Genomic DNA, 13,135 nt, shown 5'->3' with positions numbered 1-13,135 from the left:
AAATGTGCTGGAGCGATGTCCGGACATGCGCCGCGGGAATCGCCCTGCCAGTCCTCGCGCGCCTGTTCGCGAAGATGGCGCAAAAAACCGCTGAAAAACCATGCGCCAGGGCTTGACAGCAGCGGCTCATCTTCTATATCTAGTCTGCTTTTCGATTCGCGTATCCCGGAAGCGCCGACGATGGGGAGAGTTCATCGGCACGGCCCTTCTTGAATAAATCGACAATATTTTCCGGAGGTTCGATATGTCTGCAGCACAACTGCAAGGCGCCGAGCGCACCCCCCAGGGCGTGGTCATGAAGGGCATCACCATGGAGCCCGTGGTTGAGAAGTGCGAAGGCTGCGAGCGCATCAAAGAGTTCGAGGGCGAGAAGTACTGCTCCACCTACCCCCAGCCCGAGCTGAAGTGGAAGCTGGGCGTGTGCAACTTCGCCACCCACGTGAAGGCCGAGCTCGACAAGTCGGGCAAGGTCAAGGTCAACCCGCTGAAGGCGTCCAAGCGCGCCGCCCGCGGTCGCTAGACCTTTCCGCGATCCAAGCGTTGCAAAGCGCCGGTTCTCCAGATGGGGAGCCGGCGCTTTTTGTGTTGTTGGGGGTCAGTCCGGGCTCATGATGACGCGGCTCACCCGCGGTCGTGATTGCGCATGATGCCCGTGAGCCCGGCAAAGAGCAGCGTGGTCAGCACCCACCCGGCCAGGGCGGAATGCATAAATCATGATCATATTTCAAATTGAATACATATAGGGCATTATTGACAAATTCCACCGGCGGAATAGACCGTGAGTCAATTTTCTCAAGCAACAACTTGACACATCGTTCCTGGTTCAATTGTCTTATTGACAATTTGTTGTCTTGAATCACTATAGACTGCCTAAGCAAAAGAGCTACATGGCTTTTAACATTTTTCACGTTAACTATGTCTTCAAAAAAAGCATCCTTATAGAATATTTGGCTAGGACCAGAGACACCATCTTGAATATTTTTGAAATCAATGTACTTATGAATCTTGTAGAATTCTCCGTCTTCTTCGAGAATAAACGTATTAACTAACCCCTTTTTTATTAAATCATTTATATTTGCACTATAGCTACTTAGCACCTTACTATTCTGCATAATTAAATTATAAATTTCAATTATTGAATTTATGTAATCGTCTTTCTGTGGCCTTGTTGCTCTTTTCCCCTTTCTATATCCTAAAAAATGAAGTTTGCCTTGATCAGATTGCCATATCCAAAATATGCAAACAGAATATAGTAATAACAGCATCTCTCCAGTACTATTCATTTTTTGCGCGTCGCCAAAGAAATACAAAGTCAATACCACAACGACCCAGATGACAGAAATAATATGAAAGCTTTTCATTTTTACACCTCAGATTCATGTTCTGCTAAATTATCGCATATAATTCTATTTCAAAACATCATACTATTCAAGTAACCAACGACATATACCGCCCTCCTGATTCCCGTCCAGAAACCCGCTTCTTCCCCATGCCCCCAGCATCGCCCTTCCCCCAACCATTCCCGAATCCCTTTCCCCTCCTCTTGTCCCCTCTGCACCTTTGTCGTAATCTCTCGGTTTCTGCGACCTTTGCCCGCCTCGGGCGGGTGACCATAGCCGCGGCCACCACCGCATCAGACACCCGAAGGACTATTTGCATGAGCAAGCCCATCTATGAATACATCGACTCGTTGCGCGAGAGCGTCATCGACCTGCAGAAAAACCTCGTCTCCCGGCCGGCATTGGGACCGGAGAACGAAGGCCCGGGCGACATGGGCCCTGGCCAAGGCGAAATGGTGAAGGCCAAGTACATCGAGCAGTATCTGGACAGCCTCGGCATCGGCCCAGTGGTCTGGATCAATGCGCCGGATGCGCGCGTGCCGGACGGCGTGCGTCCCAACCTCGCCGCCACCCTGCCCGGCAAGTCCGAGCGTACCCTCTGGGTCATCTCCCACATGGACGTGGTGCCCTCGGGCGACCTCTCCCTGTGGATCGGCGACCCCTTCACCCTGCGCGTGGAGGGCGACGTGCTCTACGGCCGCGGCGTGGAGGACAACCACCAGGGCATTGTCAGCTCACTGGTAGCGGCCAAGGCGTTCAAGGACCAGGACGTCACCCCGGACATGGGCCTCGGCCTGCTCTTCGTGTCCGACGAGGAGACCGGCTCCGGCTTCGGGCTCGACTACGTGCTCAAGCACAACCCGGACCTCTTCGGCGCCAACGACCTCTTCCTCGTGCCGGACTTCGGCGCTTCGGACTCCAGGCTCATGGAAGTGGCGGAAAAGCACATGCTCTGGCTCAAGATCACGGTGGTGGGCAAGCAGTGCCATGCCTCCACACCGGGCGAGGGCGTCAACTCCCTGGTGGGCGCCGCCGCGTTCATCATGAAGCTGCAGGAGCTTTACGCCCTGTTCGACAAGAAGGACCCGCTCTTCGATCCGCCCATCTCCACGTTCGAACCCACGCGCAAGGACGCCAACGTGCCCAACGTGAACACCGTGCCGGGCAAGGACGTGTTCTACCTGGACTGCCGCATCCTGCCGGAGTACCCCATCGACGATGTGCTTGGAAAAATTAAGGAAATCGGCGCGTCGGTCATGCGCAGCTACGGCGTGACCCTGGAGTACGAGGTGGTGCAGCGCAACGAGGCGGCCCAGCCCACGGACGTGCAGAGCGAGGTGGTCACCAAGCTGGCCGACGGCATCAAGAACGTGTACGGCGTAACGGCCAAGCCCCAGGGCATCGGCGGCGGCACCGTGGCCGCATTCCTGCGCCGCGCCGGGCACCCGGCCGTGGTCTGGTCCACCTGCATCCACAACGCACACCAGCCCAACGAGCGTTCGCTGATCTCGGCGCAGCTTGGCGACGCCAAGGTCATTGCGCACATGCTGGGCGCCGCCGGCAAGTAGCAGGTCGCTGGAATACCCGTGCTGACTGCGTTTCCTCGAAAAGCTCAGACCCACGCGTATTTCCAACTACGCGCCGGATTTGAGCTTTTCTTGTGTCGCGCCGGCGTGATGGTCGAGCAGCTTTTCAAACAAATCCTTTTGCAACAATCGGTTCAAGACTCATGACTCCAATGCTGGAGGAACGCTTCGACGTCGTGGTGGTCGGCGCAGGCCACGCCGGGTGCGAGGCAGCCATGGCCTGCGCGCGCATGGGGCTGTCCACGCTGCTGCTCACGCTCAACGTGGACCGCATCGGCCATCTCTCCTGCAACCCGGCCATCGGCGGCCTGGCCAAGGGCCACATGGTCAAGGAGATCGACGCCCTGGGCGGAATGATGGGCCTATGGGCGGACGCCGCCGGCATCCAGTTCCGCATCCTGAACACGCGCAAGGGCCCGGCCGTGCGCGCCAGCCGCGCGCAGATCGACCGCGAACGGTACATGAAGGCGGTCAAGGCCTCGCTCTTTGCGCAGGAAAACCTCGCCATCCGCGAGGATCAGGCCGTGGCCATCCTCAAGGAAAACGGCTGCGCCGCCGGCGTGCAGACCGCGCTGGGCGAGACGTTCCGCGCGCGCCACGTGCTGCTCACCACGGGCACCTTCCTCATGGGCCGCATCCACGTGGGCCTTACCAACTTCTCGGGCGGCCGCCTGGGCGACGCCGCGGCCGTGGGGCTTTCGCAATCGCTTACCGAATGCGGCCTGACCCTGGGCCGGCTCAAGACCGGCACCACGCCGCGGCTGCTGTCGTCGAGCATCGACTACTCGAAGATGGAGGTCCAGCCCGGCGACGATTCGCCCAAGCCGTTCAGCTTCCGGACCAAAGAAATCACCCTGCCGCAGGTGCCCTGCCACATCACCTGGACCACGCCCGAGACACATGAAGTAATACGTGAAGGTTTCGACCGCTCTCCTTTGTTCACGGGAATTATCGAAGGCACAGGTGCGCGCTACTGCCCGTCCATCGAGGACAAGATCGCCCGCTTCCCGGACAAGGAGCGGCACCAGCTTTTTGTGGAGCCCGAGGGCTTGGAGAGCCCGGAGGTCTACCCCAACGGCATCCCCACCTCGCTGCCGCTGGACATCCAGAAGCGGCTGCTGGGCACCATCCCGGGCCTGGAGAACGCGCGCATCGTGCGGCCGGGCTACGCCATCGAGTACGACTACGCCAACCCCACGCAGCTCAGGCCCACGCTGGAGACCAAGGCGCTGGCCGGGCTGTGGCTGGCCGGGCAGATCAACGGCACCTCGGGGTATGAAGAGGCCGCGGCGCAGGGGCTGTGGGCCGCGTGCAACATCGCAGCGCAGGAGCGCGCTGCCGAGCCCTTCCTGCCGGGCCGAGACCAGGCGTACATGGCCGTGCTTGTTGACGATCTCGTTACCAAAGGCACCACGGAGCCCTACCGCATGTTCACTTCCCGCGCCGAGCACCGCCTCTTGCTGCGCGAGGACAACGCCGATCAGCGTCTGACCCCGCTGGGCCGGGACATGGGCCTGGTGGACGACGCGCATTGGGAGCTTTTCAAGGACAAGGAGCGCGCCCTGGCCGCCATTACCGAGGGATTGGAGCAACGCATGGTCCGGCCGGACGCCGCCACCCGCGAAGTATTGGAAAATCTGGGCGCGGCCGCGCCCCACCGCGCTGTGAGCCTGGCCGAGCTGTTGCGTCAGCCGCAGCTTGGCATTGGGGATCTCGCCGCCTTCTGGCCGGAGATAGCGGAGTACGCAAAGGTGCGGCCGGACGCCCTGGCCGAGGCCGAAACCATGGCCAAGTACTCGGGCTATCTGGCCCGGCAGGAGCATCTGGTGGCCCGCGCCGCCGAGCAGGAGCAACGAACTCTGCCGCCGGAGATCGACTATGCCGCCGTGGCCGGGCTCTCACGCGAGGCCGTGGAAAAGCTGGAGTCCGTGCGGCCCCACACCCTGGGCCAGGCCGGTCGCATCTCCGGCATCACGCCGGCCGCGCTCTCCTGCATCGAGATCCATCTGAAGAAAATGGAACGCGCGCGGAGCGAAGGAAAGCATTGACGGATTGCATCTTGCATGAATAGTTGCAGACAGGCATAATTTTCCATGCATTGCATGCCACAGTGAGAAACCCGTGTCGCCGCCGTCCGCGGCCGTGGGTTCATGCGTCCAAAGGAACCACAGGGAATGATACTCCCCTTTGTACAACAGACGCCCACGCCCAACTTCGACCGGCCGTTTCTCAATGAGGTCAAGGAAAGCTTCCATCGTCTCTGGAACAACCCCGATGCGCTGCCGTATCTTGTGGCCACGTTCCTTGCCGTCGGCATCGTCATTATCCTGGGCGTCCTCTATAACCAGTTCGTAAGCCGCCGGCGCTACCGCAGCGCGCTGCCCGCCGGCTGGTTTGTCGATCCGGGCAAGATTCGCGAGATTATGGAAACCGCGCTGGACCAACGCTCCAAGATCGAGATGCGCTTTCTGCCGGCCGAACCCTCGCGGCGGTCCACAAGCTGCTCCCTCCTGGAGCTGGGTGTGGAGGCCCTGACCCTGGAGCTGCCGGACTATGTGGAGTCCGGTCCCTCGTGGCTGCATCGCGAGGTGGAGTGCTTCTTCCGCGTGCCCGAGGAAAAGGGACAGATTTCCTTCTACCGATTCACCTCCGTCATTCAGAACGTCTCGCGCACCGTAGACGGCTTTGCCCAAGCGGAGCTGGCCTTCCCGAAGCTGTTGCACAACCACCAGAAACGGAACTTTCTGCGCATTGCACCGCCTGCCTACCTCTTCCTGGGCGTGGCCATGTGGCTGGAGCGTCGGCTGCCCACAGACGAGCACGGCTGCCCGGCGGCCAACCTGTCCAGCTGGGGCAAGCCCATGTTCACCTATATCCCGGACAAGAACGGCAACCCGGTACGGATCGCCAACATTTCCGCCGGCGGGCTGCGGCTGGACATCGAGCGGAGCGCGGTCAAGGGCCGGGAGATCGAGCTTCGGGTCTCGGACCGCATCGTAATTCTGCTGGATCTGTATGACCCTGAATTAGAACGGAAACAGCGTTTCTGGCTGCGCTGCCGCGTGCAGAACATGCAAGAGGACTACGATACCCGCAACCTGGAGCTGGGCGTACAGTTCGTGAGCGTGGGGCGGCTGGCCGAGGACGCCGACCGCGAGGTACGCTGGCACGACGTTGGCGAGGACGGTATCGAACCCCTGGCCGTGTGGGTCATGCAGCGCCATCTGGAGCTGTTCCGCGAAAAGGGCCTCGACTGAAAAAATTCCGAGAAATGACGTCCTTCCCCTATTGATTTGTCGCTTTCGAGGATTTATTCGTTACAGTATAGAATACGGCACGGGTAGTGATGGACCGTGGCATCTGGTACCGGGGTCGATTGCGGCCCGGGCCGGTCCCTCTTTTCCGCCTCCATCGTCGGACGGAAACCCCGCTTCAGGAATCATCAGCAAGGAGTTCCTCAATTGGACGAAGGCTCAGAGAGCGGTTTTTGGCCGTTTCTCAGTAAATTGTTCAGCACGAGAAACGGCTCATCCATCGAGCAGTACATTCTCGAAGCCAAAAGCGATGGCAAGCTTGAACCCGTTGAAGTCGCCATGATTCTCAACGTCCTGCATCTCGGCAGACGCCAGGTGCAGGAGATTATGGTGCCACGCACGGATATCGTTTGCGTCGAGGAAGGTTCGCCGCTGTCGGAGATCGTCTCCAGCATCATCGAATCCGGTCACTCGAGAATTCCCGTCTACCACGAAAACCGCGACAACATTATCGGCATCGTGCATGCCAAGGATCTGCTCAAGACCCTCGTGCACTCCGACGGTGACCAGGGCGTTCCCGCCACCACGGAGCTGGGTGATCTCATCCGCAAGCCTTTCTTCATCCCCGAGACCAAGAACGTTCTCGAACTCCTGCAGGAATTCCGGCTGAACAAGATCCACCTCGCCATCGCCCTGGACGAGTACGGCGGCACTTCCGGCCTTGTCACATTCGAAGACGTGCTCGAAGAGATCGTCGGCGAAATCGAGGACGAGTACGACGCGCCGCGTCCCGAGGAGATCCAGCCGCTGGACGACGGCTCGTATCTTTTGTCCGGCCGCACCTCCCTGGAGGACCTGCACACGCACACCGGGTTGGACCTCGTCTCCGACCAGGTGGAGACCGTGGGCGGCTACATCAGCGAGCACGCCGGCCGCGTCCCTCTGGAGGGCGAACGGTTCCAGATGGACGACCACGAGTTCGAGATCAAGGAAGCCGACCAGAAGCAGATCCGCTGGATTGTGCTCCGTTCTGCAGCAGAAAATGAACAACAGTTGTCCAGTGAGCATTAGACAACCTTTTGGATCTACAGCAGCAATGTAAAAAACAACAAGTGTCCAAGGACACTGCGCCGACCGCAGGCCCCTTGCAGCCCCACTGCCGTGCCTGACCAGGGACCAGCCCGCACGCGGCCTCCACTCCTCTTTTTGCCATGACACGACGCGATGCGGTTCTCTCCGGCCTTGCCATAATGGTGCTGACCTTTCTGGGGTTCGCCAATCCGCTGTGGCAAATTCCCCTGACCGCCCTGGCCCTGCCCGGCGGCCTCTACTGTATTGGCGTGGCCTCGCCCAGCCGCAAAACGGCCTTTGTCCGCGGCCTGCTGGCTGGCGGTCTGGCCTATGCGGCGTGCTTGTACTGGGTGGCCGTGCCGGTGCACGACTACGGCTTCATGCCCTGGGTGCTGGCCGCGCCATGCCCGGTGCTGCTGGGGCTGGTCATGGGCTGCTACGCCGGAGCGTACACGGTGCTGGCGCGCATTGCCGGACGCCGGCTGCGGCCGCCGTGGTCGGCCCTTGCCGCCGGTATTTTTTGGGGAGCACTGGAGGGACTGCGCGGCGTGCTGTTCACAGGTTTCACCTGGCTCGCCCTGCCCTCGGCCTTCGTACCCTGGCCGGACATGCTGCAGACAGCCTCCCTTGTGGGTTCGGACGGCCTGGCGGCGATTCTGGCGTTTCTGGCTGTGCTGCCGTGGGCCGGGTTCTTTGCCAAAGGATTGCGCACGCGCGCCCGGCTGGGGTGGCTCGCGGCCGGTATCGCAGGCATGATCATTCTCGGTTTCATCGGTTCTGTCGGTCCGCTCTTCCTGCCGCCGGAAACAGGCACGGCCCGCGTGGCCCTGGTGCAGGGCAACATCGACCAGAGCCTCAAGTGGAACCCCGCATTCCAGCGCGGGACCGTGGACCGCTACGTGCGGCTGACCACGCACGCCGTGACCGACTCGCCAATGGACATCAACCTGGTGATCTGGCCGGAAACGGCCATGCCCTTCTACTTCCAGGAGAATAACGTCCTTTCCCTGCGCGTGCGGCAGCTTGCCGAGGACCTGGGCACGGCCCTGCTCCTGGGCTCGCCTGGCTACAAGCGCGACCAGGACGGCCTGCAGTACTTCAACCGCGCTTTCCTCCTCGACTCGCACGGGGAGACGGCCGGCTACTACGACAAGGAGCACCTGGTCCCCTTCGGCGAGTACATCCCCTTTGGCAGATACCTGCCGTTCCTCACCAAGCTCGTACAGGGCGTTGGCGACTTCACATCCGGCACGCACTCCGGTCCTCTGGTGGTGCCGGCCAACGGGAACACACCCCGACTCAAGCTGGGCGTACTCACCTGCTACGAAACCATCTTCCCGGAGCTGGCGCGGCGGCGTGCGCAAAAGGGATCGTCCGTCCTGGTGAACATCTCCAACGACGCCTGGTTCGGCCGCACCTCGGCCCCGATGCAGCATCTGCAGCTCTCTGCACTGCGCGCCGTGGAAGAGGGCCGCACACTCCTGCGCGCCACCAACACAGGGATATCGGCCATTGTTGAGCCGGGCGGCCGCATCCGAACCACCACGCCCCTGTTTGAAGAGGCCACGGTGGAGGCCGAGGTCTCCCTGCACGAAGGACTGACGCCGTATGGCCGTTTCGGCGGTCTTATCTTGCCGATTCTCATAGGAATTGGTATGCTCATAATGTTTTACGCCATCCGCAGACAACCTGACGCCTGAGCCGCTTCCACAAGCCGCCGGGCGATACCGGAGATAGATTTCGATGCTGCAACTCACTGATCTGAAGATGCAAACTTCACCCCTTTTCGAACAATTCGACTCCCTCTGGAGGCGTCTTTGACCTCGAACAGGCCAAGGGGCGTTTGCAGGAAATAGAGAACGAACTTGCGAAGCCGGGCTCTTGGGACAATCCGGAAGCAATGACCCCGCTGCTCCAGGAAAAAAGCCGGCTGGAAGACAAGGTAATGGATTGGGAAGGCCTGCTGAAGGCCAAGGAAGATCTGGAGGAGTGGCTGGTCTTCGCACAGGAGGACGAGTCCCAGGAGATTCTGGAGAGCCTCGACGCCCAGCTTGGCGTGCTCGGCGATCGACTCCAGCACACCGAGATGGGCCTGCTGCTCGGCAAGCCAGAGGACAGGAACGACGCCATCCTGGAGATCCACCCCGGTGCCGGCGGCACCGAAGCGCAGGACTGGGCCGAGATGCTGCTGCGCATGTACCGCCGCTGGGCCGAACGCCACGAGATGAAGGCCTCCATCCTTGATATGCTGCCCGGCGACGAAGCCGGCATCAAGAGCGTGGCTCTGAACATCAAGGGCGAGAACGCATACGGATTGCTCAAGGGAGAAAGCGGCATCCACAGGCTCATCCGCATATCGCCGTTCGACTCTTCCGGACGACGCCACACCTCCTTCGCCTCGGTCTCCGTGCTGCCGGACATCAACGAGGAGATCGTGGTGGACGTGAAGGAAGAGGACTTGCGCGTGGACGTCTTCCGTTCCAGCGGTCCCGGCGGCCAGTCCGTGAACACCACGAGCTCGGCGGTGCGCATCACACACATCCCTACGGGCATCGTGGCGCAGTGCCAGAACGAAAAGTCTCAGCTCCGCAACAAGGAAACCGCCCTGAAGATTCTCAAGGCGCGCCTCTACGAGCGGGAGCTCAAACGCCGGCAGGAAGAGCGGCAGAGCGAGTACGACAGCAAGGAAGCCATCGCCTGGGGCAGCCAGATCCGCACCTACACGCTACAGCCGTACCGCCTGGTCAAGGATCACCGCTCCGGCAGCGAGATGGGCGATGTGGAAGCGGTCCTCGATGGGCGCATCGATCCGCTCGTACGGGATTATCTGCTGTACAGACACGGGGAGACATCCAGCTGACATGAACGCAGGTGAACACACGCCCGAGATTGAAGAACTCAAGGCAGAGCTCAAGCTGCTGGGGGAGCGCCTCGGCGCCGCCTTGAATACGGGCCCGCACTACAAAGCCGGGGCTGCATGCTCCGTTGTGGCGCGCCTCCTGCCCGTACTCGGCGATGCCGATTTCGATCGCATCGCGCGTGATCCGGAGCTTCGCAGCTGGATTACCGTGCCCCTCGATCAGGGTGATGTGTACACGCATATCATCCACCTGCAGAAACGGCTGGAAGAGCTCTCCTACAAGACCGATCACGACATGCTCACAGGCCTGCTCAACCGCCGGGCCTTCGAGTGCTTCCTGGAGCAGGAGCTCAACCGCGCCAAGCGGCAGCATACCCGCGTGGCCGTAGCCATTCTGGATGTGGATAACTTCAAGGCCATCAACGATCGCTACGGCCATTTGTGCGGCGACCAGGTGCTGGCCACTCTGGGGCGGATCATCGACAACTCCACCCGCGCCTACGACACATGCGCGCGCATAGGCGGCGAGGAGTTCGCCATCATCCTGCCCGGCTCCGGCCCGCTCAAGTCCCGCGCCCTGCTTGAACGGCTGCTGAGCCTCTTCCGCGAAACCGAGTTTCGCTGCGAAACGCTCGAGCCTTTCACTGCAACCTTCTCGGTCGGCCTCGCCTATCTGCGCGGCGGCGACAGCTTCACGCCGAAGACCGTCCTGGAAATCGCCGACCAGGCCCTGTACCGAGCGAAAGGGAAAGGAAAAAACACCGTTGAGATGGTGAAAATGGCTGTGGAAGAGCTCTACCCCAAAGCGACAATGGTCCAGTCCGATGAGAAGCGTTTTCTCTTCGGCTAGCGCCTTACTAGGAACCTGTCCATGAACAAGAATGCGACTTTCTCCATCTCAGTACTCTCCGGCAAAGGAGGCGTGGGCAAGACCAACGTCGCCCTGAACCTTGCCTACTGCCTGTTCAAGGGCCACCACGACCTGTTGCTTATGGATTGCGACATCGGGCTGGCCAACCTGGATGTGCTGCTCGGCATCACGCCGGAACGAAACATCCAAGACCTTTTGGACAGCGACATATCTCCGGAAGATGTCACCGTGCCTCTGGCCGAGACCAAGGGCTTCGACTTCCTGCCGGCCGCTTCCGGCGTGCCGGAGCTGCTGGAGCTGGACGAGGAGATGCAGGCCACCCTGTTCGAGCGGCTCACGCCGCTGTTTTCCCGCTACCATTTCCTGTTCATGGATCTCGGCGCGGGCATCACTTCCACGATTCTCTCCTTTGCGACCATGAGCAAGCTCCGCCTTGTGGTGGTCACGCCGGAGCCCACTTCGCTCACGGACTCGTACGCCATGATCAAGGTCCTGGCCACGCAGCACAACGTCAAGGACTTCCATATTGTGGTCAACCAGGTGGAGTCCAAGCGGGACGAGCAGGAAACCTTCGGCCGGCTCAATGCGGCCTGCGAGCGCTTCCTGGGCTTTCCGGTCTCACTGCTGGGCAGCATCCAGTACGACAAGGCCATCTCGGAGTCCGTGCGGCGCCAGGTGCCGCTGATGAAACATGCGCCTAACAGCCCGGCGGCCAAGGATATCTTCCAGCTCGCCCTGAAACTGGCCAAGCTGCGCGAGGAGCGTCACGCCGCGCTCGTAAAGGAAACCGTGCTGAACCTTCCTTCGGGCTGGGATTTCGGCTCCTGACGCCATCTTTCTTGACGTAATCGCGGAGTCTGTATAATCCGTTGAGAACTTGAGAAATGTAGTGCATATTAGGTGTCTTCTCGGGGGAGGAGACAAGTACCGCGTTGCGTGTCACCGGGGGGAAAAACTGAACCGGAGGCAGCCATGAACAAAAGTGAGCTGATCAAGAAACTGTCTGAGGAGAACAATATCCCGTTGGACGAGGCGGCTCTGGTGGTCAACACCTTTGTCGGTTCGGTCAAGGATTCCCTCTTCAATGGCGACCGCGTAGAGATTCGCGGCTTTGGCTCCTTCAAGATCAAGGGCTACGGTGGCTATGTTGGCCGTAATCCCAAAAGCGGCGAGGTCGTGGAGGTCAAGCCCAAGCAGCTTCCCTTCTTCCGTGCCGGTAAAGAACTCAAGGATTTCCTGAATACATGACTTTTCCTCGCATCATCACCGGCATCGCGCTGAGTGTCCTGGTCTTTGTTCTGGGCGCCTGCGCGGTCCGCGCTACACCTGCGTTCGCCAAGGACCCTGTGCTGGTTCTGCTCTTCAGCTCCGACTCCAAGGGGAACTTCGACCCCTGCCCCTCCTGAGGGGGGAAACTTGTCGGAGGGCTGGCCCGGCGGGCCGCCATTATTGAAGATATGGAGCACACCCTGCAGTCCGAACGGATGCTCACCCTTGCCGGCGCCAACGAGTTCCTGAACCCGACCGACGCCGCCGAGAACCCCAAGGACAGCCTCGCTCCTGCGTTTGTGGAGTCCTACAAGCGCATGGACTATGACGGCGTCTATCCTACCGTCATGGAAGGGGACTGGCTCTCGGAAAACGCGGGTGCGCTGCCCCCGTTCATCAAGCCTGTCGGGAATACCGGGTTTGTGGACACCTTCCAGGTAAGCGGCCACACCGTGGCCGTGGTGGTGTACCCTGCTCCGGGTCGCGGTCCCTTCCCCACGGACGAGCAGGTGCAGTGGGCCGAGCAGACCGTCAAGGAGCAGCAGGGCAAGAGCGATCTCGTCGTTGCCGTCAGCCACTGGAGCAAGGCCGGCGAGCAGAAGTATCTGGAGTCGGCCTCGAACCTTCCGGACATTCTGCTGGGCGGCGGTCCCGGCCCCGGTCTGCCGGAGGCCCTGGCCAACAAGGGCTCCACCCTCTGGGTGCGCTCCTTTACCAAAGGCCGCGTGCTCAACAAGATCTCGCTCTACGACTGGCCCGACAGGGACTCCGGTCGCGTCTGGGACTTGGGCCGCAACGTCAACGCGGACACCGTCATCCTGAACGAGAAGATCCAGGGAGACGCCGAGATCGAGGCCATGTTCCACTCCTGAGCAATCCATATT

The 13,135-nt window shown here is 60.7% G+C and carries 12 protein-coding genes; 11 read left to right on the top strand and 1 reads right to left on the bottom strand.

All coding sequences use genetic code 11. The annotated features are described in order from the left end of the window. Positions 1-244 precede the first annotated feature (244 nt). Positions 245-520 carry a PxxKW family cysteine-rich protein gene (locus tag E8L03_RS03535; protein ID WP_144234472.1) on the top strand — a complete coding sequence of 92 codons (276 nt, stop codon included), beginning with the start codon at positions 245-247 and terminating at the stop codon, positions 518-520. A gap of 157 nt (positions 521-677) precedes the next feature. Here E8L03_RS03535 and E8L03_RS03530 read toward each other — a convergent pair whose 3' ends face one another. After that, entirely contained in the window at positions 678-1,361 is a 684-nt protein-coding gene (locus E8L03_RS03530) for a hypothetical protein (protein WP_144307339.1), read from the bottom strand. A gap of 296 nt (positions 1,362-1,657) precedes the next feature. Between E8L03_RS03530 and E8L03_RS03525 the strand changes: the two genes are divergently transcribed. The 10 genes from E8L03_RS03525 (at position 1,658) to E8L03_RS03475 (ending at position 13,123) form a co-directional block, all read left to right on the top strand. Next, positions 1,658-2,908 carry a M20 family metallo-hydrolase gene (locus E8L03_RS03525; protein ID WP_171266590.1) on the top strand — a complete coding sequence of 417 codons (1,251 nt, stop codon included), beginning with the start codon at positions 1,658-1,660 and terminating at the stop codon, positions 2,906-2,908. A gap of 161 nt (positions 2,909-3,069) precedes the next feature. After that, the gene (gene mnmG, locus E8L03_RS03520) at positions 3,070-4,974 is read left to right on the top strand and encodes a tRNA uridine-5-carboxymethylaminomethyl(34) synthesis enzyme MnmG (RefSeq protein ID WP_171266589.1); all 1,905 of its coding nucleotides are present in this window, start codon (positions 3,070-3,072) and stop codon (positions 4,972-4,974) included. Between the two features lie 126 nt (positions 4,975-5,100). Beyond that, positions 5,101-6,183 carry a PilZ domain-containing protein gene (locus E8L03_RS03515; protein ID WP_171266588.1) on the top strand — a complete coding sequence of 361 codons (1,083 nt, stop codon included), beginning with the start codon at positions 5,101-5,103 and terminating at the stop codon, positions 6,181-6,183. Positions 6,184-6,387: 204 nt separating this feature from the next. Beyond that, complete coding sequence (locus E8L03_RS03510; RefSeq protein ID WP_144307343.1) at positions 6,388-7,251, top strand: hemolysin family protein; 864 nt, start codon at positions 6,388-6,390, stop codon at positions 7,249-7,251. 140 nt (positions 7,252-7,391) lie between these two features. Then, on the top strand, positions 7,392-8,951 hold the full coding sequence (gene lnt / locus E8L03_RS03505) for an apolipoprotein N-acyltransferase (protein ID WP_171266587.1): 1,560 nt from the start codon (positions 7,392-7,394) through the stop codon (positions 8,949-8,951). Positions 8,952-8,994: 43 nt separating this feature from the next. After that, positions 8,995-10,111 (top strand): peptide chain release factor 2 gene (gene prfB, locus E8L03_RS03500; RefSeq protein WP_144307345.1). Its coding sequence is split into 2 segments (ribosomal slippage): positions 8,995-9,069 and positions 9,071-10,111, totalling 1,116 coding nucleotides; the frame shifts between segments, so codons are not numbered across the junction. A 1-nt stretch (position 10,112) separates the two neighbouring features. Then, entirely contained in the window at positions 10,113-10,961 is an 849-nt protein-coding gene (locus E8L03_RS03495; protein ID WP_167512652.1) for a GGDEF domain-containing protein, read from the top strand. Between the two features lie 21 nt (positions 10,962-10,982). Continuing rightward, on the top strand, positions 10,983-11,810 hold the full coding sequence (locus E8L03_RS03490; protein ID WP_144307347.1) for a MinD/ParA family protein: 828 nt from the start codon (positions 10,983-10,985) through the stop codon (positions 11,808-11,810). 144 nt (positions 11,811-11,954) lie between these two features. Further along, a complete protein-coding gene (locus E8L03_RS03485; protein WP_144307348.1) occupies positions 11,955-12,230 on the top strand; it encodes an HU family DNA-binding protein in 276 nt (91 codons plus the stop codon). Beyond that, positions 12,227-13,123 (top strand): UshA-like (seleno)protein family 2, encoded by an 897-nt coding sequence (locus tag E8L03_RS03475; protein WP_420705171.1) that lies wholly within the window; start codon positions 12,227-12,229, stop codon positions 13,121-13,123. Before E8L03_RS03485 ends, E8L03_RS03475 begins: the two co-directional genes overlap by 4 nt. Positions 13,124-13,135: the final 12 nt, after the last annotated feature.

This window comes from Oceanidesulfovibrio marinus (genome assembly GCF_013085545.1).
Classification (GTDB): Bacteria; Desulfobacterota; Desulfovibrionia; order Desulfovibrionales; family Desulfovibrionaceae; genus Oceanidesulfovibrio; species Oceanidesulfovibrio marinus.
This window is presented reverse-complemented; position numbering and strand designations above follow the sequence as displayed.